Genomic DNA, 22,832 nt, shown 5'->3' with positions numbered 1-22,832 from the left:
CGACGAGCCGCCGCCGGTCGACGTCGAGTAGGTCGTCGCGGAACGGCTGTTCCCGCCGGAGCGCTGGCCGCCCTGGCCCTGGCCGCCGCGCCGGCGGCCGCCCTGACCTGACTCGTTCTGTCCGGCTGCGTCCCTGCCGCGTCCGCCCTGACCGCCGCGTCCGCCCTGACCGCCGCGTCCGCCTTGGCCACCCTGACCGCCGCGGTTGTCGCGCTTGCGGCGCGCGTTCGCACCCTGGGAGGTGCCGCCGCCTGAAGCACCCGGTGCTGGCGGGTTTCCTGCCCCAGGCAGACCGGCACCGGGAGCGACGAACTCCGCCGCGTCGCCGACGAGAGCCGAGACCGCGGGGTGCGATGCCGTCACCTGCTGCGGCGTCACCTGAATGTTCGCGCGGCGCAGCAGCTGCTTGGTGTCCTGCCGCTGGCTCGAGAGCATGATCGTCGCGACGTCGCCCGACGATCCGGCGCGGGCGGTGCGGCCGGAGCGGTGCAGGTATGCCTTGTGCTCGGCCGGCGGGTCGACGTGCACGACCAGCTCGATGTCATCGACGTGCACACCGCGAGCGGCGACGTCGGTCGCCACCAGCACGCGCACGCGGCCGGACGAGAAGTCGTCGAGGTTGCGATCGCGCGCATTCTGCGAGAGGTTGCCGTGCAGGTCGACTGCCGGGATGCCCTTCGACGTCAGCTGGCGCGCCAGCTTCTTCGCCTGGTGCTTCGTGCGGGTGAACAGAAGCCGGCGGGCCCTGCCCGACGCGAGCGTGCGCACGAGCTCGGTCTTCGCCTCAGTCGACCCCGCCTCGAACACGTGGTGCGTCATCGCGGAGACCGGCGATTCGGCCGAGTCGACGGAGTGGTGCACTGGCTCACTCAGGAAGCGGCGCACGAGCTTGTCGATGCCGTTGTCGAGCGTGGCGGAGAAGAACAGTCGCTGACCGCCGCCCGGTGTCTGCGACAACAGGCGTGTGACGCCGGGGAGGAAGCCGAGGTCTGCCATGTGATCGGCCTCGTCGAGCACCGTCACGGTGACGCGCTCGAGCGAGACGATCTTCTGCGAGATGAGGTCCTCGAGGCGGCCGGGACAGGCGACGACGATGTCGACGCCGCCGCGCAGCGCGGTCTCCTGCGGGCGCTGCGATACGCCGCCGAACACCGTCGTGGTCTTCAGGCCGACGGCCTGCGCGAGCGGCTCGACGACGCGCGCGATCTGGGTGGCGAGCTCGCGGGTCGGCGCGAGGATCAGCCCGGAAGGCATGCCGCCGCGACGAGCAGAGCCCGACTCGGCGATGCGCGCGACCATCGGGATCGCGAATGCAAGGGTCTTGCCCGAGCCTGTCTTGCCTCGGCCGAGCACGTCGCGCCCCGCGAGGGTCGACGGCAGGGTCGCTTCCTGAATCGGGAAGGCAGTCGGACGGCCGTCGGCGACGAGGACATCGACGAGACGGGAGGGAACGCCGAGATCGGCGAACGAGGGGGAATCAGTTGACACTGTGGTCTGGTTCTCTTTCGAAGGACCCGCGCGGCGGCGCTCTCGGGCGCGGCGAGGCGGGAGGGGTGGCGAACTCGGCGGGTGCCGGATCCGTTCGCCGCGATAGTCGCTGAGCGTGTAATACCGCGAATGCGGCGCTCGATGAAGACGCGACGACGCGCACCGATCGGCGCGCTTCTCATACGGTATCAGTCACAGCTGTCGCCGGCCTGTGCGCACCGCGATATTCGGCCGCGCTACTCTGAAGCGCATGACGAATGCTGAGGGTTGGGTTCCCGATGTCCTCGGCGGCGGATATGAGCAGCTCACCCTTCCGATGACTCCGGAGGATCCGGATGAGCCGGGCGAGATCGTCGCGACCTTCGTGCGTCACCGCCCGAGGCGGCGACTGTTCCGCAGGCCGGCGCTGCACGACGTCGACGTGCTGTACGTGCACGGCTGGAGCGACTATTTCTTCCAGCGCAGGCTCGGCACGTTCTTCACCGACAGGGGAGCGAACTTCTACGCGCTCGACCTGCGCCGCTACGGCCGCAGCCTGCGTGATGGGCAGCTGCCCGGCTACGTCCGGGATCTGCGCACCTACGACGAGGAGATCGCCGCGGCGCTCGCGCACATGGGCAGACGGGACGGGCGGAGGCTGGTGCTCGTCGGGCATTCCACCGGGGGTCTTGTGCTGAGCCTGTGGGCCGCGCGCAACCCGGGCATCGCGCACTCGATCATCCTGAACTCGCCGTGGCTCGAGTTCCAGTTCGGCAGACTCGGGCGCGCGGCCATCGCCCCGGCGCTCGAACTCGGGGCGAGGCTCAGACCGCGCGAACCGATCGTGCCCACGATCGACCTCGGTTTCTACTGGCGCGCACAGCAGGAATCCGCGGATGCCGCGGACCCGACGGAACCGAACCCGCATTGGCGCCCGTCGGAGGCGCCGCCTCCGACGATGGGCTGGCTCGACGCCGTGCTCGACGGGCATCGCGAGGTCGCGAAGGGTCTCGACCTGACCGCGCCCGTGTGCGTGATGCTGTCAACGCGCAGCGCCATGCCCAACAAGTGGACCGACGAACTGGCCGCGGCCGACACCGTGCTCGCTGTCGACGAGGTCGCCAAGGCCGCGCTCAATCTCGGCACCTCGGTGACGATCGAGCGCATCCCGGGCGCACTGCACGACGTGTTCCTCTCCCGTCCGGAAGCGCGGCGCGAGGCCTACGGGCGGCTCGACCGCTGGACGCGCGCCTACCTCTGAGCGTGTCTCCTTCGGTGCGAGCAATGCTCGCGTCCCATCCGTGTTGAGTTGTTTACATACGTAAGGTACATTACGTATGTAAACAAATGGCGGAGGGGTTCTGATGGATGCACGCATCGTTCGCACGCGTGAAGCACTGGTCCAGGCGATCGATCAGTCGCTGCGCGGCGGCACCGAGAAGCTGCCGACGATCACTGAACTGTGCGCGACGGCGGGGATCAGCCGCCCGACGTTCTATCAGCACTTCCGTGACGTTCCGTCGCTGGTGGCGGCCGCGGGCGTCGACGAGCTGCAGCAGCTGTTCGACGGCGTCTCCCGAGAGCTGCCAGACGGCGAAACTTGGGAGCAGACGGCTCGCCCAGTCATCCGGGATCTGATCCAGCGCCTGTTCGATTCCGGCCCCTACTACCGCCGCGTGCTCGAGGAGTCGGACACCCACGCGTTCCAGGAGCGCGTCGTCGAGTACCTCGCTGAGCGGATGATGGCGTTCACACCGCTCGGCGATGCCGCCCGCGCCGGCGCCGACCGTGCACACCTTGCCCGCACAGCGACCTTTCTCGCGGCCGGGGCGACCTGGCTCGTCGTCGCGTGGCTCAAGGAAGGTGCGAGCCCTGCGTCCGTTCCCGCCGCCGCAGATGAGGTCTCGCAGCTGCTCGTCACCAGCATCGCCGTTCAGACGCGAGCCGACCGCTCGGGCGCGGTCGCGCAGTGAGGAACACGTCCGTGAGTGAGAAGCGATCCTGGAAGAAGACGGCAGGTGCCGTCGTCGTGTTCACGGCGCTGGCGCTCGTGCCGCTGATCTACTCGAGCATTCTGACGAACTCGAACATCGACCCGACCGGCCATCTCGACACGGTGCCGGCCGCCGTGGTGAACGAGGACGAGGGAGCGACCGATCCCGACGGGAAGCAGGTCGAGGTCGGCGACGAGCTCGCCGACACACTGCTCGAGAGCACCGAGAGCAACAACTTCGACTGGATCGAGATGTCGGCAGACGAGGCGAGTGAGGCGCTCGACGACGGCGGCGTGTACGCCGCGCTCACGATTCCGTCGGATTTCTCCGAGAAGGTCGTCTCCGTCGGCGAGGACGACGCGGCGGAGGCCTCCAGCGCGAAGCTCGATGTGCGCACGAACGACGGCCTGAACATGATCTCGGGCAACATCGCGTCGTCGATCGGCACGGCGGTCACCGACTCGCTGCGCGGCGAGGTCAGCAGCGAGTACCTCGAGAAGATCTATCTCGGCTTCACAGACGTGCACAGCAGCCTGGTCGACGCCGCCCACGGTGCGACGCAGGTGGCCGAGGGCGCGAGCGACGCGGAAGACGGCTCAGGCGAGCTCGTCGTCGGGATCCGGCAGCTGCACGACGGCACGCTGCGGCTCGAGAACGGCGCGTGGCGGCTTGTGACGGGCGCGGATCAGGCTGCAGCAGGGGTGTCGCAGCTGGCCAACGGTCTCGGTGAGCTGCGGTCGAAGACGGCATCGCTCCCGGATCTGACGGCGAAGCTGAATGACGGCGCTCAGCAGGTGGCGGATGGCACGGCGCAGCTGAGCGATCAGGCGGACCGGGTCGTCGCTCAGGTGCAGCCCGTGATCGATGCGGTCAGCGACCTCGCCGACCGGCTCTCGGACATCAGGGACGGGATCGACGAGACGGCAGGCGCCGCCGAGCAGGTATCGCATACGGCGGGTCAGGCGCTGTCGGACGCGCAGAGCGTGCGCGATGAGGCGACGGACGCCGCGGCGCAGTCCGGCGACGTCAGCGCCGGCGCCGAGGGGGTGCGCGACGGTCTGCGGGGGCTGATCGACGGGTACGCGACGATGAGCGACACCGAGCGAATGGCGGCGCTCGAGCAGCTGACGGGTGACGCGGATGGTGTGGTCGTTTCTGCGTCACAGGCAGCGGAAGCCTCATCCGGAGCCTCCGACGATGCGGGGCGGCTGGTCGGCGGCGGCAGCGACGGTCTCACGCGGCTGGTGAGCAGCGCAGAAGGCTTCGCATCGGGAGCGCAGGATGTGAAGTCGACAGTCGATGAGATCGGCGATGATATCGATCAGGTGCTCGCCGATGCTCAGCAGAAGCTGGAGCAGGCGCGACAGGCGGTCGACGGCGTGCATCAGCTGCGTGACGGCTCGGCTCAGGTGGCCGACGGCACCAGCCAGCTGGCCGCGCAGACCCCGCAGCTGACCGACGGGATCGCGACGGCGGCGGACGGAGCAGGCGAACTGTCGAGCGGAACCTCTCAGCTGGCCAGTGGGCTGCACGATCTCGCCGACGGGGCGAGCTCGGCGGCAACCGGATCCGAGTCGGCGGCGGAGGGAGCCGACACGCTCAACGACGGCCTCGGCGAGCTCGCCGACGGCAGCGGCGATCTGCGCGACGGTCTCGAGGACGGCGCAGAGGAGGTGCCGAGCTACACCGAGGGCGAGGCGAAGCACCTCGGCGGCGTGGCCGCTTCACAGGTGACCCTCGACTCCGAGCGGCTCAACGAGGTGGCCGGCTACGGTGCGGGTCTCGCACCGTACTTCCTGTCGTTGGCGCTGTGGGTCGGCGGCATGTCGTTCTACATGATGGCCCCGGCGATGAATGTCGGCGCGCTCACGCGGCGTCGCCCCGCCGCGCTGCTGACGCTGCGCAGCCTGCTGCCCGGCGCGATCATGGGCGTGATCCAGGCGACGATAGCTGTTGCCTCGCTGCACTTCTGGGTCGGAGTCGAGGCGGCGAACCTGCCGGGACTGTTCGCGCTCGCCGCATTCGCCAGCATCACGTTCCTCGCGATCAACCAGGCCCTGGTCGCCATGTTCGGATCGCCAGGTCGCTTCGTGGCGCTGGTGATGGTCGTGCTGCAACTGGCCTCCGCCGGCGGTACCTATCCGGTCGAGACAGCGCCGGCGTTCTACCAGTGGATCCACAACGCGCTGCCGATAACACACACCGTCGAGGCGTTCCGCGCGCTCATCGCAGGCGGCGGCATCGGCATCGGCCTGGCGATCGGTGTGCTGGCGATCTGGTTGGCCGGCGCGCTGGCGCTGAGCTTCGCGGCGTCGATCGTGGCGCTGCGGAAGGAGCGCCGGGGCGCCGTTGACGAGGCGTTGGGTGAGCAGGTCCCGGATGTCGCTGCGACGCCAGCTGTGCTGGCCGCGACCGCGGTCGGTTCGGGGAACGCTGATGCGTCCGATGCACCCACGCAGGCCTTCGCACCTGTCGCTGCTGCCGCGGTCCTGGACCAGCCGGATGCGACGCAGCTGCCGGTGGACCGACCGGCGCCCGCAGACGACGATGCCCAGATCACGGGTCAGGAGGGCATCGAACCGGCGGACGCTCTGGAAGCCGACGCCGAAGCGGATGTCGACGCCGGTGCTGCGGCGGAGCCGAGCGCTGACTCGGAGAACACGCAGCCCACCGCATCGGCGGAGGAACGCTCTGCATCGGCAAGGTCGGCGACGCAGGGTCGTGCCGAATCACCGGATGAGCCGAGCGCTGCCTCCGACGAGGCGCCGGGTGCAGATTCGACCGGCGTCGAGCAGTGCGACGACGATCCAGCACCGGAGCCGGAAACGGAGTCTGCCGAATCGGAAGACGAAGAAAGAAGCTGATGTTCGCTCGGTCGACGGCCAGGGCGATGGGGATACCACCCGCACCGCCGACCGGCGGGTCGGACTTGCGCATCACGTTCCGGCGCTCTCCGGCAGGAAAGGCGCCGGGATGCTTCGTCGTACGCGGCTCGCACCATAGCCTGGCCGTATGGGCGACACCGACATCCTGATCCGCATCGGTCACGAAGAGATCGTGCTGCGCCGCCGATACGAGGTGCTGAGCATCGTCAACGACATCCTCATCGCGGTGTGGTTCATCGTAGGGAGCATCCTGTTCTTCTCCTCGGAGACCTCGACGGTGGGAACATGGCTGTTCCTGGTCGGCAGCGTCCAGTTGCTGTGCCGACCCGCGATCAGGCTGGTGCGCCATGTCCACGTGCGTCGAGTGGGCTCGTCGTCGACGGAATCCAGCGACGACTTCTGACGGGACGGACTGCAGCCTCCGGCGCTCTCGCTGCCTGGGGCGGATGTCAGGCGCGGCAGTGTTCAGTATGCTCAGGCAGATGCGTGCTGACGATCTGAACGTGCTGCTGGCCGCGCGGCAGTCGACGAAGTCGTTTGCCGGGACCTCGTTGCGCGCGGGGGAGCTTCATGGGCTGCTCAGCGCTGTTTTCGGTGTCGCTCCGGATGGCCGTCGTTCGTATGGATCGGCGCACGCACGGTACCCGGTGACGGCGACGGTTGTCGTCGGGGACGTTCGCGGACTGGCCGCCGGGAGCTATCGCATCACCGGCAGCGGAGGTCTCCGGGCATTGGAGCACGGGGATCATCGCGAGCTGATTGCACAGTCGACGATCGACGCGGCGTGGGCCGTCGCGTGCCCGGTGCTTCTCGTGCTCAGTGCGAACGTCGGTGCGGAGCGTGCCGAGTTCACGTCGCAGGCAGAAGGGCGCGGCGAGCGTTTCATCGCGATGGAGATCGGGCTGATCGCACAGACGGTGCATCTCGTCGCTGCCGGGCTCGATCTCGGAACGGCGTTGATCGCCGGGGTGCACGATGAGGCGGTGCGGCGTCTGCCGGAGAGCATCGTTCCGCCCGGCGACGAACTGCTGGCGGTCATGCCTCTCGGTCGAGCAACGCGTGATGGCACGGCTGCGTCTGGCTGACGCTGAGCTACCTGTCACCCATCGTCTTGCGCGGGCCGGAAGCCGGAAACTCCAGTCCAGCAGGGTGCCCTACCGGTAGTTCGTGAACTGCAGGTCGACGTCGAGGTCCTTCGACTTGAGCAGCTGGATGACCTCCTGAAGGTCATCGCGCTTCTTGCTCGACACGCGCACCTCGTCGCCCTGGATCTGCGCCTTCACGCCCTTCGGGCCCTCGTCGCGGATGATCTTCGTGATCTTCTTGCCGTGCTCCTGGTCGATGCCGTCCTTCAGCGACGACACGATCCGGTACTCCTTGCCGCTGGCCTGCGGCTCGCCGGACTCCAGGCTCTTCAGCGAGATGCCGCGCTTGATGAGCTTCGACTGGAAGACATCGAGTGCAGCCGACGCGCGGTCCTCGCTGTTCGCCTTGATCAGGATCTGCTCGCCGCTCCACGCGATCGAGGTCTCGGTGCCCCGGAAGTCGTAGCGCTGTTCCACTTCCTTGCGCGCCTGGTTGAGCGCGTTGTCGGCCTCCTGCTGATCCACCTTCGAAACGATGTCGAACGAACTGTCTGCCATAGGTCGGCACCTCCGTGTCGGGGCTTGCGCCCATCCGGCTTTGTGGCCATCAGCCTACCGAGTGCCCGTAGCATCGGCCCACTGCCCGCCGTGAGGTTCCTACAATGGCCGATGTCCGGATGATCCGAATCGGATGGGGAGTGCGCATGCGGCCGATGACCGAGAACGAGCTGTTCGACTCGTTCGTGAACGCTACGGACGATGAGCTGCGGGTGGCCGCAGCGCCGCACGACTTCCCGCTCGTCGAGTGGGACCACACCGACTTCCTGGCCTGGCCGGATCCGCACGCTCGGGGGCGCGGGTACATCGCGGCCGAGGTCGACGGCGCCGTGGCTGCGATCGTGCTCCGCCGCGCGCAGGGCGGCTCCGGCGTGCACCCGTCGTTCTGCAACCTGTGCCGCACGATGCAGCCGGGCAATCAGGTCGCGCTGTTCACGGCAAGAAAAGCAGGGGATGAAGGCCGTCATGGCAACAGCGTCGGCACCTACATCTGCTCCGACATGTCGTGCCACGAGAATGTCCGCCTCGCGATGCCGCTCGCCCCGAACGAATACCGTGCGAGCGTCGACATGAAGATCGACAACACCGCACGCCGCGTCCGGAACTTCGTCGCGCAGATCGTTCGGAACGAATGATCACAGTTCCGACATCCGGGTCCTGCGGCGTGGGCGCATCCGGATGTCGCTGAGTGTCCGGCGCAGGCGGCGCGCGCGACTCGCCATCTGGCCAGTCGATTTTTGGTGCGGACCGGGCGTGGGTAATATGGTTGATCGCGCCTCCGATCGGCTGAACAAGTCGGTTGGGTGCGCACTCGGCGGGTTACCCGAGCGGCCAAAGGGGGCTGACTGTAAATCAGCTGGCACTGCCTACGGGGGTTCGAATCCCTCACCCGCCACCCCGAGTAGAAGCCCCGCCTCCCCAAAGAAACACAGGGAGGCGGGGCTTTTCCATTCTGTCGATCGCCTCTGGGGCACACTTTGGGGGTGTAGGCCACGAAGCGTGGGTGGGGCGAGCGCGTCTGTTCTCCACAAGGGTGCGGCGATGCGTCTCCACAGGGCACCGCTCCCCATTCCGGATGTCATGGGCGCGTGACAGGATCGACGCATGAGCCAAGCTGAGCTGACGTCACCGAAGCAGAGCATGTCGAAGCTCGTCCGCGGGGCGATCTACATCGCCATCGGGGCGCTCGTGCTCGCCGCGGTGGTGTGCGTCGTCTGGGTGTTCATCCCCGATCAGGGCGACCTCATCGGCCGTGCGTTCCTCACCGTGCTCCTGCTCTCCGGCTTCTCGGGGGCCGTGCTGCTCGACGCGAACCTTGCGAACAGGCGTGCGGACTGGCTCGTGCTCGCAAGCACAGCGTCGTGGGTCGTCGTGCTGCTCGTCGGCGCGTTCAAGATCTGGGCGCCGCGCGGCGAGGAGGAGACCTTCGCCTGGGAGGCCGTGCGCCTGTGGGAGCTGCTGCTCGTCATCGGTCTGGTCCAGCTGGCACTGCTGCATCAGCGGCTCCACTGGCGTTCGCATGCGCGCTACGTCACCGGGCTCACGCGCACGATCGCGATCGTGACGACCGTGTTCCTGATAGCGCTCGTCGGCATGCTCACCTTCTACTTCGCCGTTCCGCACCTGATCCACTTCAGCGATTGGTACTGGCGCGTCACGGTTGCGCTCGCCATCCTTGCGAGCGTCGGCACACTGCTCGTGCCCCTGCTGAACGCTCTGTTCGCTCCGCGACCGGTTCGACCGATGGTGCCGAGCTTTCCGGCATCCGGCGCACCTGGGGCGCCGAGCGGGCAGCCTGCGGCGGCGGGCGGCCGTCAGCCATGGCCGGTGTTCCCCGACGGTCGCACGCCATTGCCGTACCTGCCGAACGGGCAGCCCGACTTCGCGGCAGCGCAGACGGGCGTGCCGTCGCCCGGTGCGCAGTTCTGGGGTGCGTCTCCGCAGCCCGCCCCCGCGCAGCCAGCTCCGGTTCCGCAGCAGCCGCAGTCGCACCAGGGCGGCGCCGCGCAGACACCGGGGCCGATTCCTCCGCAGCCTGCTCCGCCGACGCCGTCGCCCGGTGTTGCGCCACCCGAGCACCGGTAGCGTAGGGAGCATGGCGCACCTTTCAGACCTGCAGCAGTTGGCACGCGAGATCGCGATCGAAGCGGGTGACCTGGCACAGCGGCGGCGTTTCGAAGGCGTGTCGATCGCCGCGAGCAAGTCGACGCTCGCAGACATCGTGACCGAGGCTGACCGCGAGGTCGAAGCACTGGTGAAGCAGCGCATCGCGGCGGTGCGGCCTGACGACGGATTCCTCGGTGAGGAGTCAGGGGAGGCCAGCGGGGGCAGCGGCGTGACCTGGGTCGTCGACCCGATCGACGGCACCGTGAACTATGCGTTCGGGATGCCGACCTACGCCGTGAGCATCGCCGTCGTCGAGGGGAACGACCCGCGGACCTGGCGCCCCCTGGTCGGAGTCGTGTATGCGCCAGCCCTGGGTGAGCTGTTCTCCGCCGCCGCAGGGCAGGGCGCATGGCTGGGGGAGGAGCGGCTCACCGTCACGGACGACGTGACGGCCGGAGCGCTGATCTCGACGGGGTTCGGCTACGACCCCGCATCGCACGCCGATCAGCTCGCCGTCGTGCAGCGAGTGATGCCGCTCGCACGCGACCTGCGCAGACTCGGCGCCGCATCCCTCGATCTCGCCTACGTCGCCGCAGGGCGCATGGACGCCTACTACGAGCGCGGCCTCAACCCGTGGGACTATGCGGCTGGCGCGCTTCTCGTGACTGAAGCGGGCGGCGAGTTGGGGTGGCACGCTCCGGATGAACAGGGCAGAGCAATGCTCGTCAGCGGCAGTCCCGCGATCTTCGACCGCCTCTACAAGACCGTCGCGCCGTAGTTCGCTCCGCAGGCGAGGCTTCACCGAAGTAGGGATCACGGTGCATCTGGACCGCGGGTGTCCGGGGCGCGATGGAGAAGCGATCTGTGGACAACTGTCGGAATATTCATCCACACCCCGTGTCGGAAGTGGCAATTCCCAGACGGACCCGTTACCCTAGTTACCAGTTCGTTACCTAGTCCGTGATGGATCGCACGTGATCATCGCAACCCGAGGACGAGGTCGCACCTCCCCCTTCTGAGCGCGGTACTCCGTCGCGCCTGACCGAAAGACACTGAGTACCCCTGTGCCTTCAGAAGCCATGACGCCCGAGCAGCCCACCAGGCGCTCGATCGTCGACCCCGATGGTGAGGTCTCGACGGCGGCGAACACACCGCTGACCAGGCGCCAGCTGCGCGAAGCGGCGCGAACCGCTGCGAAAGATGCAGTGGCGGCGGACGCAGAAGCGACCGAGGTGGAACTCGACTCGGAGCGCGACCCCATCGTTGCGGAGCCGGTCGCCGAGAGCGATGAGGCCACGGTGCAGCAGGACGCCGACGCGTTCGCGGCTGCGGCGAAGGCACTGAACTTCACGGGCGAGACGTCAGTCATCGCCGATCGTGCGCAGATGCGAGCGGCCAACGGCCAGCGGAGCGTGTCCGCGGACGCCGTTCGACCGGGCACGCGTTCGCGCCGCATCATGACCACCGCGACAGCGTCCCTCAGCGCCATGGCGGTCGTCGGACTGCTCGCTGTCGGTCTGACGACTCCGCTCGGTGCGCTGATGGGCGGCGAAGAGAGCGAGCCGACGGCCGCCGCACTGTCGACGCCCGACGCGGAGTCGGAAGAGGACGAGGAGATCCAGGCTTTCGTTGCGGCAGAGGGCGCAGAGGCTCCGCAGCTCGACCGCATCGACGACTACGAGGCCGCCAGCTTCGTCGACATGGCGGAGACAGCAGGCATCGACACGGCCGGCGCGTTCTTCACGAACGACCCGACGGCCGACATCCAGTGGCCTTTCGCTGCGGGAACGAGCATGAGCTACGGCTACGGCATGCGCTCCGGTCGCCTGCACGCCGGCATCGACTTCACTCCAGGCAGCGGCGCCCCGATCCAAGCGATCGCGGACGGCACCGTGCGCGTCGCGACGGAATCGGGCGGCGGTTACGGTGTCACCGTGTCCATCGACCACGTCATCGACGGCGAGGTGATCACGAGCCACTACGCGCACATGCAGTACGGCTCGCTGCGTGTCACCGCAGGCCAGAAGATCGAAGTCGGCGACGTCGTGGGCCTGACGGGAGACACCGGTCACTCCTTCGGGGCGCACCTGCACTTCGAGCTGCTGCGCGGTGAGGCGACGTTCGACCCGATGCCGTGGCTTCAGGAGCACGCAGGGACGCACTTCACGGACAGTGAATCGGACACGGAGGACGACGACCTCGACTTCGCGAGCGAAGACTCCGAGAGCGACACGCAATAGTCCGGCTCGATTAGCGGGATCATCCGGCCGGGTGATAAACTTTTCTGGTTGCGCCGAGAGGCGAAACACGCCCCGATAGCTCAGTGGTAGAGCACTTCCATGGTAAGGAAGGGGTCGTCAGTTCAATCCTGACTCGGGGCTCGCAGCATCCTGCAGGTGCAACGCGGCGGAGTAGCTCAGTTGGTGAGAGCGCACGACTCATAATCGTGAGGTCGCGGGTTCGAGTCCCGCTTCCGCTACCAAATTGATAAGGCTGAAACCCACGACCTTACGATCAAGGATGGAACTCGGGTCCTCCTTGGTCTTGGTTGGGTGCTGCCAGGGGTTGGATGGGCTCTGCAGTCGCTCCGGTGTCGGGGTGGGGCGGCTGGGTTCGATCCCCTTTGCCACGTCGACGAGCGTCTCGAAAGGACGGGCGAGGTCGCTACGGATTTCGTCGTCGTTGTCTATGTAGATCTTGCGGAACAGTGCCTGATTGCACAGGCGTTTGCCGACGTCGTCGCTGAGGCTGTATAGGGCATGGCAGTTCTCGAGAAAGTCGACGGTGTCCGCGAGATATTCCTTGGTGTCTTGGTACTCGGAGTGCCGTTCCGTGATCAGCTGGCGAACCACTTCGAGTTCATCGCGGATGCGGTCCTGCTGGCGGATGAACTGGTTCATGTCGATGGCGTCGGCGAAGTGCAGTTCGAGCAGCTTGTCTTGCTCGCGGGTGAGACGGTCACGGGTTCGTGTGAGCTCGGCGAGTTCCTGTGTGGAGGCGGCATGCTGCTTGTCGAAGTCGTCATCGATCCGGGCCCGAAGCGTGCGCTTCATTGTTGGTGTGGCCTGGATCGTCTTGTAGTGGTTGGTGATGAGCTTCTCCACCAACTCGATGGGCACGGCGCGACGGGTGCATGGAGTGCGGCGTGAGTTGCGGCCTGCGCAGATGAAGTACGGATAGATCGTCCCTGTCTTGCTCCGCGCGTGCTGGACGATCAGGCGGGAGCCGCACTGTCCGCAGTAGATGCTGCCTTTGAGGTAGTGGTCGTGGCGTTGGGTGCATTCGGCAGCGGAGGAATGAGCGCGCATCACTGTCTGGACTTGGTACCAGACCTCGGGTGGGATGATCGGCTCGTGCGCGCCGTTGTAGGTGACACCGCGATAGACGACATCGCCCTTGTAGTACGGGTTGCTGAGCATGCGGTGCAGCGAGCCGCTTCCGAGCGGCTTTGATGGGCGCTTCGGTGTGGGAAGACTGACGAGGCCACGCGCGCGAAGCTCGTCGCGCAGGCGGGTGATGCTCCAGTCTCCGGTCGCGTATGCGCGGAACGCCCACGTGACCAGCGGGGTGCGGTCGGGGTCGATTTCGATGGTGCGGAGCTCGCGACCGACCTCGTCGCGCTTGCGGACGTTCAGGTAGCCGATCGGAGCTTTGGTGGGAGTGCCTCCCGTAGAGGCCTTCTGCACGAGACCCTTGGTGACTTCGGTGGCGAGGTTGCGGCTGTAGAACTCGGCGATGGAGGACATGATGCCGTGCAGCAGCATGCCAGACGGCGTCTCGTCGATGTTCTCCGTCGCGGAGACGAGCATCACGCCGGCCTCACGCAGCGCGAGATGGATGGTGACGTCGTCGGTGCGGTTGCGTGCGAGCCTGTCGACCTTGTGAACGATGCAGTACGAGATCCGGTGGGTCTTGACGTAGTCGATCATCTCCTGCAGCGCGGGACGGTCTGCCTTGCGGGCGGACTCGCCCGCGTCCACGAACTCTTTGACGATCCGGGCGCCCAGCGACTCCGCCTTCCGGTGGTTGGCTTCACGCTGTGCGGGGATGGAGAACCCCTCATCTGTACCTCCCTTCTCCGCTTGCTCCCGCGTGGACACGCGCAAGTAGGTGATCGCCCGTGCATCGGCCCCCGACGGAGGTTCTGGCATCAAGATCGCCCGGGTCTTCATCGGTCTGCTGTCCGTGCAAATTCAGCCAGATTCAGGATCTTCGGCGTCTCACCTGCATCGATTTCCACGGCGAGATGCACCTCGTCGACGCCGCAACGGTGCAGTTCTTCGATGATGGTGAAGAACGCTGGCCAAGAACGAGCGATGCGTCCCACGTCGTTGACGATGCAGATGCGGACATCGTGGAGGAGCACGTGCTGCAGGAGGGCATCCATGCCTGGCCTGTCAGCAGTCGTCATCCCAGATACGCCATCGTCATGGAACGAAGCCTCAAGACGGTAGCCGGTGCGTGAGGCGTACTTCTCGATGGCCTTGTGCATGACCTCGAAGTGGTCGCAGGCGTCGCGCCGAGCGGTCCGTATGTATCCGATGGCGGACTCAGGAGCAGAGTTGTCGCTCATGGTTGTCTTCTCTCTTCGGTGAGGATGACCGCACCGATATGCGGAGAGTGTGAAGACAACCCGAAGGCCTGGCCCCTTTCCACGAGGCCAGTGGGACCGGTCAAGCCGGTCAAGGTCACGCTCCGCACCCGGCGTCGCCAGAGGTGCGGCCATTTAATTATATCCGTCTTCCTCCGCCTCTCGCCGGAAGTCGGGGGAGAGAGGTGTTGTGGATGGTGAGCTGTGAGCGTGATCCTGGCGAGCACGGTCGGCACGTTGTCCAGCGAGACGGATTAGCGCCTGCGAGAGTTTGTCGAGGTCCGGTTCATCGTGTGGATCCGTACGGACGCGCCAGGATTGCTCGGTCGGACGGTGTTGGCGGGGCATGATCATCTCCTGGGCTACGCTCGCGTCGGTCGTGTGTCGGGTTGGGTTCTGTGGGGCGAGTAGGCGCACGCTGATGCGGCCCGTGGACAGTGCTATGGATAGGGTCCAGGCTCGCAGCGCTGGTGAGAGCGCATAGTGTTTGCGAGCGATCTACCCGCTACCGCGAGCTTCTCGTGCGGCTTCCTTGGCTTCCCGAGCGCGGACATCGGCGACGGCGAACTCGACGAAGTCGGCATCGCGATCGTCGATGCGTGTCTCCTGGTCGTCTTCCTCTCGTGCGTCTTCACCGGGCCAGACCGTCTGCCGAGTTGGCCTGTCGTATTGGAGTTTCGTGCCGTTGATGGTGACCCAGTTGCGGAGCCGGTTGCAGGCGGCGGCGAAGTCCGCGTGCCACAGGAGCGGTGCGGAACCATCTCGAGTGGGGTGGTAGCAGGTGAGCCAGTGGGTGTGCAGGGCGGAGAGTTCCCAGATGAGTTCCCAGTGCCGGTGCCACATGGGCGGGATGATCGCCGCGGGCAGGCCGTAGGTCGCGCGGAGCCAGTTCACCCAGCCGTTGAGCTGCAACCACTCGTGCTCGGCTTCCCGTGCGGACAGCAGGTTCCAGTTGATCGGCGCCGGAGGAGGCGCCGGGGCAGTGAACGAGGGCCCCTCGGTCGGGGCACTGCGAGGGCCGGAGGGCTCAGGTTCAGGCTGGTCGAGCTCGGGAATGTCGTCCGGGTCGAAGCCTTCGTCGTCCATGCTGCCGCCTCCTCCGATTACTGTCGCTACATGCAGAGGTGCCCTCTCATTCCCACCCCACAGTGCCCCACCGATCGGGGGAGTCCTCGCCCCTGGGATAGCCACTGAGGGCATCGGCCTGGGGCGAAGGTCGGAGGTGCTCGGTAAAGTAGAGGGGTCAGCAAGCCGCGTGATGGCGGGCGAGGAGGTGAGGCCGGTGACCGATTCGGATCGCGGAAAACGCGAACAGGGAGCGTCGACTTCGACTTCCGTGTCGTCGACCTGAACGCCGCAGAACGATGGGGGTCGGGGATGATCGAACCGCCGCCGGACAAATCGACATGGCCTCCTGGATTGCCGAGGACGATCGCCGAGTATGCCGACGCGTACCTGGCTGATCTGCTTGACCCGTTGACTGCCGACATGCGACACGTGATCGTCCAGAGCCTCACGATGGGCTACCTGGGTGGGCCGTTCCCGGATAGGGAAATGGTACAGCGCCTGATCGAAGTGCAGACCGGGCGGATCACGCCGGCCCAGTACGACTCGTGGGTGATGGAGAGCGTGGGGCGTCTGCCGACCGCGGAGCCGGGAGGTGGCATCGGGCACATTTTGGGGCGCCTGGAGAACGGGTACGAGGTCGGCGGCACGAGGGAGAAGATGCTGGAACTGCTTTCCGCCATGGACGACACCACCTCACTCGTACCGGCGATCACCGACGCCGCGAACCGCGGACTGCTGAGCCGCGCCGAAGCCGACGCCGTATTGTCAGCCGCTCTGAGCCTTCCGGTGTTGCCGCCGGTGGTTCCCCTGCCGGACGATATCGAGCCGTTGCCGGATAACTATCCGCCGCCGACGCCGGGCTACGGGTGCGTGTCGATCCCGGCCGGGACCGTGATCCACGGGTTCGCAACCCTCGATGCCTATCAGGCGTCGCGGGAGATCATCCACCGTGTCAGCGCAGGAGAACTGGATCCGGCGGAGGGCGAGCAGATGCTCGAGGCTCTCAAGAGCGACTACATCGCCGGGGAACCATCTACCGACGCAGGATAGGCCGGACGCCCCCGCGCGCACCGACAGCGAAGACACTTCGCCGGAACCCGGTCGTCCCGTTCCGCTACAAGAACGGCCCATCCCTGGATGTGTCCGCGGAGTGGACCATGTCCCGGAGGAGAGCCGTCACCGAGACCTGTGGATCGGGAGCTGGATGTGGGGCGGGGTCGGCGCGCGACCCCAGCGACGGCCGATAATCGCGCACGTCCTGCTTGTCGAACGGTGCACGCACGCTCGGAGTCGACGCGTCGGCGCGGCCTGCCGGGGCATGTATGACGGCTGGGTCTGGGGCGCTGCCACCTGGCATGGTTGCGCCTGGTGCTGGTTCGCTCAGTTCAGCGAGCTTGGCGTCGATCTCATCCAGCCGCGCGTGCGCGGCGCGGAGTGCTTCCGCGTGCTTGAAGGGGACGCCGATGCGCTGTTCGGCTTCGTCGAGAGTTTCCTGCTCTTGGCGGATTTCGTTGGTGAGTGTTTCGATGATGGTGGGGAGTTGGGAGGCGCGGTTCTCGAGGCGTTGTATCAGGCCGACGGTGGGGGAGAGGATCTGGTCGCGGGGGAGCCCGAAGCTGGTGCGGGGGAGGTTCTCGAGGGAGAAGTGCACCTGCACGGTCCCGAAGCTCGCGGACGCGCGGGCGTGGATCTGGAGCCCTGAGACGGAGCCGAGTCGTCCAAGGTCGCGTTCGGCGTAGTCGGAGAGGTATTGGATGTTCTGATCGCGCGCCCAGTAGGCGACGGCTTCGGCGGCGTCCACGCGGGAGTCGTAGTGGTGGCCCGAGATGGTGATCTGGAAGCGGTCGCCGCTGGTGTCGCGGATCCGGGGGAGTGCTGCGGTGAGCGCTGCGATGTCGCGCTGGGCGTGGTCGATGATCTCTGCGGCGCGGGACTTGGTGTGGTGCAGCATGGACTGGTTGCGGGAGTGGGCGCGTTCGAGGCGTTGCAGTTTCGTGTAGTCGTTCTGCGCGATGGATTTCTCCAGCATGAGCGGGTTGCCGGAGGCGATCGCTTTGGCTTCGGCGGCGGAGAGGGCTGCGGAGTCGATCTCTTCGATTTCGCGGACGTCGAGGCTGCCGCGCATGATCTGCCCGATGAACCGCGCTTTTCGTTCGATGCCCTGCCACATGTACGAGTCGAACGACCCTTCGGTGACGATACGGGTGATGACCACTTCGTCGTTCTGGTTGCCTTGTCGGATCACGCGTCCTTCGCGTTGGGCGATGTCGCTGGGCCGCCACGGGCAGTCGAGGTGGTGCAGGGCGACCGCCCTGGCTTGGACGTTCGTGCCGACGCCCATCTTCTCGGTCGACCCGACGAGGACGGCGATGTGGCCGGTGCGGGCGGCGGCGAACAGTCGTGCTTTGTCGGTGTCGGTCTTCGCTTCGTGCATGAACCGGACCGCACCGTCGGGCATCCCGCGCTGCTGGAGCTGGGCGCGGAGTTCGTCGTATACGTTCCAGCGGTCCTTGTTCGGGGTGCCGAGGTCGCAGAACACCAGCTGCAGCCCGCCGCGCACCGGGGACGGCTCATCGGTCGTCGGGTCGGTGAACGAGCGGTCGGCGTGCTGGTTCCAGACGCGGTGGATCATGTCGGCGGCGACATCCACCTTGGAGGGGCCAGATGGGGTGGCGGGGAGGACGAGGCGGACGTCGAGGGCTGCTTTGCGGCCGTCGGCGGAGATCTTCAGCATGTTGTCCTCGTCCGGGCGGACGGCTTTGCTCTGGACGCGTTCGGCACGGGTTGCGATGTCATCGATGTACGCCTGCAGCTCCCGGGTGGGTTCGATCACAACCGTGTCCGCGGCCCGCTTCCCATCTCCGCGTTCGGCGATCTCCGGCACGGGAAGCTTCAGGTCTTCGGCGGTCTTCACGTCGGCGAACACGGACCACAGCCGCAGCATCTCGGGGACGTTCTGGAATCTCGCGAAGCGTGTCTTGAGGCGGAAGGAGCTGCCGGTGGGGGACATCTCCATCTCGGTGACGGTCTCCCCGAACGTTGCCGCCCACGCGTCGAAGTGCCCGAGGCCGGCTTCTTCGAGGAGGTCGGGGCGCAGGTAGCGTTGCATGACGTACGCCTCGGTCACGGAGTTCGCGATGGGAGTCGCGGTGGCGCCGGTGACGACCCGGTCATGTCCCCGGTGGCGGAGGGATTCGAGTTTCAGGTGCAGGTCGCTGGCACGTTCGGAGCCGTCGATGGAGGCGTCGCGGATGTTGGATTCGGTGGCGAGGTTCTTGTACATGTGCATCTCGTCGACGACGACGTAGTCCACACCGGTCGCCTCGAACGTGATTCCCGGATCCCGTGCCTTGTCCACGAGTCCCTTGAGCTTGTTCTCGGCCTGCAGGAGCCGTTTCTGGATGCGCTTCACACTCATCCGGTCTTCACCCTTCGCGGCCTCGTAGGCGGCTTTGAGCTCGACGACCTGCCGTTCGATGTACCGATGTTCGGTCTCCGGGTCGACGCGGATGCGGGCGAACGCCCCCTGGGTGAGGATGATCCCGTCCCAGTCGCTTGCCGCAGCCCTCGCGACGAACAGGCGCCTGCGGTCCGCGGTGAGATCCCCACTGGAGGCGGCGAGCACACGGGCACGCGGGTAGATCTGCAACCACTCCCTCGAGAACTGTTCGAGCATGTGGTTGGGGACCACGACCATCGGCTTCTGAATGAGCCCCATGCGGCGCATCTCCATGACCCCGGCGACCATTTCCGCGGTCTTGCCCGCACCGACCTCGTGGAACAGGCCGGTGGCGGGCTCGGCGATCATTCGTCCGACCGCCGCCCGCTGGTGCGGGCGCGGGGTGAAGCTTTTCGCCATGCCGGGGAAGGTGAGGTATTCGCCGGCGGTGGTGTAGTCGCGCAGGACGATGCTGTTGAAGCGGCGGTTGTACTCGTCGGTGAGGACCCGGGCACGTTCGGGCTCCTCCCACACCCACTCAGAGAACCGCTCCTGCAACTGGTCGGCCTTCTCCTGCGCGGCGGTGGTTTCGACGGGGTTGAAGATGCGGATCGTGGTGCCGTCCGGGTCGCGGTGCTCGTCGTACACCTGGATGCGTTTCTGCTCCATCACCGACTGCGCAAGGTCCGGTGCCGGCCGGCGCTCGGTACCCCATTCGCTGGTGGCGAGCACCCCTTGACGGCCCCCGCGGACCTCCCACATGCCGGGCAGCGGATTCTCCACCCGCACATCGGCCGCTTTGAGGATCTCGCGGAGGAACTGCTGATGCACGTCGGCGCTGATCCACACCGCCCCCAGCCGGGCGGCGATGTCGTCCGCACCGAGGGGCTCAGGCATCACCTCCTTCAACGCGGTGACATTCACGGCCAGCTCGGGCCGTTCCTTGGCGGCGGTTTCGGCGGCGTCGAGCTTGACTCTGACGTTCCCGGAGAGGTATTCGGGGGCGTGGATGAGGTCCCCGGTGGTGGGGTCTTCGAAGACATGCCCCGCAAGAGCCGCGCGGGCGTCGGTGTCATCGGTGCCGAGAAGTTCGGCGATCAGGGGTAGCTCGATGCCGCCGGTGCGGTCCAGGCTCACGGAGATCGCATCCGTGGGGGACTCCACCCCGCGCACCGGTGGGGTGGGGGCGACGACCCGGTGCGAGAGGATCCCGGCACCGGTCGCGGTCTGCTCCTGCTCGTCGAACACTTCTAGGGCGACGACGAGCGGCCCGAACGGGTCACCGCGCAGGATCCGCAGCGGTGTGGGGGTGGTGCGGGCGTAGGTGTCTTCCCCGGTGCCGGGGTCGGTGCGTCCGGTGCGACGCAGCGTGTACCGGTTGAGCGGCCCGTAGCGGGTCACGTACTGCTCGTACTGGCCGCGTAGCCGCGCCCGGGCCGTATCGATCACGGTCGTATCCTCCTTCGTGGCGGCCTCCTGCTCGAGGAGCCCGATCGCTCCGTCCCGCAATGTGAGCAGCGCCCGCAGCTCAGTCGTGGCGGACTTCGGCACTTGTAGCGGGATGAGCTCGCCGCTGGCGACGACCCGGAACTGACCGTCCGTGTTGGCGAGGATGGACCCGTCGAACAGGCCCGGGTCCGCAGGCTTGCGGGCAGCGCGGGCCTGCTCCTGCGCCGCGGTGCGCTCGGTGAACACCAGGCGGCGCTCGGCGGCGGACGCGGTGATGTCGGTGAGGGCCGCATTGAGGCGCTGCGACACGGTGGTGAGGTCGGCGGTGACGCGGAGGGTCTGGTTGCCGTACATGCCTTGTCCGACGTGGAGGTCGCCGAGGACATGGTCGGGCCGGTAGTCGGCGAAGTAGGTGTTGACCTTCACCCGCTCCCCATCGATCGTGACGGGGGTGACCATCTCCCAGATGTCGCTGGCCGGTTCGGTGCCGGGGTTGCGGCGGCGGAAGAGCAGCAAGTCGGTGAGTGCTTCGGTGCCTGCCGCGCGCCGGTGCGCCCCGGAGGGGAGCCGGACGGCTCCGAGGAGGTCGGCGAGCTCGTTCATCTCCCGCCTCGCGGCAGGGTTTTGCGCGTCCATCGTCCAGTGCGAGGTGAGGACCGCAACCACTCCGCCGGGACGGGTGAGGTGGAGGGCTTTGACGATGAAGTGGTTGTGCATCGAATGCCCGGATGGGTTATGCGCCGGGTCATGCAGGGTCACGTCTGCGAATGGCACGTTCCCGACCGTCGCGTCGAAGAACCCCTCGGGGATGCGGGTGTCTGCGAACGACTCCGTGCGGATCGATGCGTGCGGGTAGAGGCCGCGGGAGATCGCTGCGGTGAGCGGGTCGAGCTCTACCCCGACCATCCGTGCGCTGTCGGGGGCGAGTCCGATGAAGGTGCCCGCGCCGGAGCCAGGTTCGAGGACGTCACCGGTGGTGAATCCGAGCCGGCTCAGCGCCGCCCAGATCTGGGTCGCATAGGCGGGGTCGGTGTAGTGGGCGTTGATGGTGGTGCGCTCCGCTGCACGCCACTCCGCCTCGTCCAACACCTCGCGGAGGAGACTGCGTTCGCGCGTCCAGTCGGTGCTGGTCTCGTCGAACACCTGGGCGATCGCTCCCCAGCTCGACCAGCGCGCAAGCCGCCGCCGCTCATCATCCGTCGCGGTCCGGTTCTCGGCGGTGAGGCGGCGTGCGACCGTGATCGCGTCGAGGTTCGCGTCGAAGCGGCCCTTCGCCCCCGATGGGGCGAGATCCTCCTGCGAGACCGGACGGAACGCCCGCCCACCGGCCGCATCCAGAAGCGACGGGGTGGGCGGGTCGGGAGCTACCGGTTCAGGTAGCGGCGATCCGCCGCCCGAGCCAGAAGCTCCGACTGCTCGGTCAGGTACTGGGCCGGGAACTCCGCTTCCAGCAGGGCCTCCAGAAAGACCGCCGGGAGCATCCACTGGGCGGCGAGCTCGGTCAGTTCCTCTGTTGCGGGGGTCTGATCCTCCCGGGAGTCCTGGATCCTCTCCGCCCACGAGGCCAGCCAAGAGTCCGAGGTCCGGTCCGCCTCCCACGCCTCCCGATCCTCGACGGGTGTCGTCTCCGGGCTGGTGATCCACACCAGCTCCGTCAGCACCAACTCCTCCGCCTGCAGGCGTGCCGCGCTCAGCCGGCCGACCTTCTCCAGGTAGCTCTCCTCCGGCACGTCTGGTCCCGCCAGCTGGACTGTCAGGGCGGTCACCTGGTGGTGGACTTCCTGGCCCAGGGTCTGGAAGAACTCGTCTGGGTTCGGGAGCGCTGCGACCCGGGCGGGGGCGTATCGGGTCCAGTGTTGCCGGGCGAGTGTCTGGTAGTGCGTCATCGTCTGCTCCTTCCTCGATCTGCGGCGACCCCGCCCCCGCGGTATCCGCGGGGGCGGTCGCCTGGGGGGCGTTGACGCCGACAGTGACGTGTTCCTGTGCAGCGGTGTCGTCCAGTCCCCAAAGATCGAGTTCGACCTGCCCGTACTGGGCAGGATCGAGACGCTTGCGTCGCGCCATCAGCAGCTGCCCCCGTGAGGGAGCGGGCTGGACGACACCAGACTACGCTGCCTCTCTGACAGCGCCACCGAAGCTTCGCCCGTTGACGGGCGGAAGAGCGAAGAGCGCACGCTTTCACCTCCATGC

General features: G+C 67.1%; 17 protein-coding genes and 3 tRNA genes. 13 read left to right on the top strand and 7 right to left on the bottom strand.

All coding sequences use genetic code 11. The annotated features are described in order from the left end of the window. The coding region (locus tag CIK77_RS17130) for a DEAD/DEAH box helicase (protein ID WP_147271157.1) at positions 1-1,488 on the bottom strand (1,488 nt) is incomplete at its 3' end. A gap of 250 nt (positions 1,489-1,738) precedes the next feature. Between CIK77_RS17130 and CIK77_RS17125 the strand changes: the two genes are divergently transcribed. From CIK77_RS17125 to CIK77_RS17105, 5 genes are all read left to right on the top strand, one after another. Beyond that, complete coding sequence (locus CIK77_RS17125) at positions 1,739-2,728, top strand: alpha/beta hydrolase (protein ID WP_087055020.1); 990 nt, start codon at positions 1,739-1,741, stop codon at positions 2,726-2,728. A 103-nt stretch (positions 2,729-2,831) separates the two neighbouring features. After that, on the top strand, positions 2,832-3,440 hold the full coding sequence (locus tag CIK77_RS17120; RefSeq protein WP_087055021.1) for a TetR/AcrR family transcriptional regulator: 609 nt from the start codon (positions 2,832-2,834) through the stop codon (positions 3,438-3,440). A gap of 11 nt (positions 3,441-3,451) precedes the next feature. Then, a complete protein-coding gene (locus tag CIK77_RS17115; protein WP_170934131.1) occupies positions 3,452-6,325 on the top strand; it encodes a YhgE/Pip domain-containing protein in 2,874 nt (957 codons plus the stop codon). A 148-nt stretch (positions 6,326-6,473) separates the two neighbouring features. After that, on the top strand, positions 6,474-6,749 hold the full coding sequence (locus tag CIK77_RS17110; RefSeq protein ID WP_087055023.1) for a YrhK family protein: 276 nt from the start codon (positions 6,474-6,476) through the stop codon (positions 6,747-6,749). A gap of 79 nt (positions 6,750-6,828) precedes the next feature. Next, complete coding sequence (locus CIK77_RS17105; protein ID WP_170934132.1) at positions 6,829-7,431, top strand: SagB/ThcOx family dehydrogenase; 603 nt, start codon at positions 6,829-6,831, stop codon at positions 7,429-7,431. Between the two features lie 69 nt (positions 7,432-7,500). Here CIK77_RS17105 and CIK77_RS17100 read toward each other — a convergent pair whose 3' ends face one another. Next, a complete protein-coding gene (locus tag CIK77_RS17100; protein WP_087055025.1) occupies positions 7,501-7,989 on the bottom strand; it encodes a YajQ family cyclic di-GMP-binding protein in 489 nt (162 codons plus the stop codon). A 155-nt stretch (positions 7,990-8,144) separates the two neighbouring features. Between CIK77_RS17100 and CIK77_RS17095 the strand changes: the two genes are divergently transcribed. The 7 genes from CIK77_RS17095 to CIK77_RS17065 all read left to right on the top strand — a co-directional run bounded on the left by CIK77_RS17095 (position 8,145) and on the right by CIK77_RS17065 (position 12,577). Further along, entirely contained in the window at positions 8,145-8,624 is a 480-nt protein-coding gene (locus CIK77_RS17095) for an FBP domain-containing protein (RefSeq protein ID WP_332841622.1), read from the top strand. Positions 8,625-8,802: 178 nt separating this feature from the next. Continuing rightward, positions 8,803-8,884: transfer RNA gene (locus tag CIK77_RS17090), tRNA-Tyr, on the top strand. Between the two features lie 209 nt (positions 8,885-9,093). Further along, positions 9,094-10,074 carry a hypothetical protein gene (locus CIK77_RS17085; RefSeq protein ID WP_087055026.1) on the top strand — a complete coding sequence of 327 codons (981 nt, stop codon included), beginning with the start codon at positions 9,094-9,096 and terminating at the stop codon, positions 10,072-10,074. A gap of 10 nt (positions 10,075-10,084) precedes the next feature. Further along, complete coding sequence (locus CIK77_RS17080; protein ID WP_087055027.1) at positions 10,085-10,873, top strand: inositol monophosphatase family protein; 789 nt, start codon at positions 10,085-10,087, stop codon at positions 10,871-10,873. 286 nt (positions 10,874-11,159) lie between these two features. Next, entirely contained in the window at positions 11,160-12,335 is a 1,176-nt protein-coding gene (locus CIK77_RS17075; RefSeq protein WP_140403532.1) for a M23 family metallopeptidase, read from the top strand. Between the two features lie 69 nt (positions 12,336-12,404). Beyond that, positions 12,405-12,476: transfer RNA gene (locus tag CIK77_RS17070), tRNA-Thr, on the top strand. Positions 12,477-12,500: 24 nt separating this feature from the next. Beyond that, positions 12,501-12,577 (top strand) — tRNA-Met (locus CIK77_RS17065). Here CIK77_RS17065 and CIK77_RS17060 read toward each other — a convergent pair. From CIK77_RS17060 to CIK77_RS17050, 3 genes are all read right to left on the bottom strand, one after another. Further along, a complete protein-coding gene (locus CIK77_RS17060) occupies positions 12,534-14,246 on the bottom strand; it encodes a recombinase family protein (RefSeq protein ID WP_249268598.1) in 1,713 nt (570 codons plus the stop codon). The genes CIK77_RS17065 and CIK77_RS17060 overlap by 44 nt on opposite strands. 17 nt (positions 14,247-14,263) lie before the next feature. Next, complete coding sequence (locus CIK77_RS17055) at positions 14,264-14,668, bottom strand: recombinase family protein (RefSeq protein ID WP_170934133.1); 405 nt, start codon at positions 14,666-14,668, stop codon at positions 14,264-14,266. Between the two features lie 516 nt (positions 14,669-15,184). Next, positions 15,185-15,772 (bottom strand): hypothetical protein, encoded by a 588-nt coding sequence (locus CIK77_RS17050; RefSeq protein WP_087055030.1) that lies wholly within the window; start codon positions 15,770-15,772, stop codon positions 15,185-15,187. Between the two features lie 291 nt (positions 15,773-16,063). Here CIK77_RS17050 and CIK77_RS17045 point away from each other — a divergent pair, with 291 nt between their 5' ends. After that, complete coding sequence (locus CIK77_RS17045) at positions 16,064-16,804, top strand: hypothetical protein (RefSeq protein WP_087133122.1); 741 nt, start codon at positions 16,064-16,066, stop codon at positions 16,802-16,804. 64 nt (positions 16,805-16,868) lie between these two features. Here the strand turns inward: CIK77_RS17045 and CIK77_RS17040 are convergent, their stop codons facing one another. Continuing rightward, the gene (locus CIK77_RS17040; protein ID WP_181861434.1) at positions 16,869-21,785 is read right to left on the bottom strand and encodes a helicase-related protein; all 4,917 of its coding nucleotides are present in this window, start codon (positions 21,783-21,785) and stop codon (positions 16,869-16,871) included. Positions 21,786-22,006: 221 nt separating this feature from the next. Beyond that, on the bottom strand, positions 22,007-22,528 hold the full coding sequence (locus CIK77_RS17810; RefSeq protein WP_181861433.1) for a hypothetical protein: 522 nt from the start codon (positions 22,526-22,528) through the stop codon (positions 22,007-22,009). Between the last annotated feature and the right edge of the window lie 304 nt (positions 22,529-22,832).

Origin of the sequence: Microbacterium sp. JB110, from assembly GCF_003335195.1 — a bacterium.
GTDB lineage: Bacteria > Actinomycetota > Actinomycetes > Actinomycetales > Microbacteriaceae > Microbacterium.
Note: the sequence above shows the minus strand (reverse complement) of the source record. Positions and strands in the feature narration are given on the sequence as shown.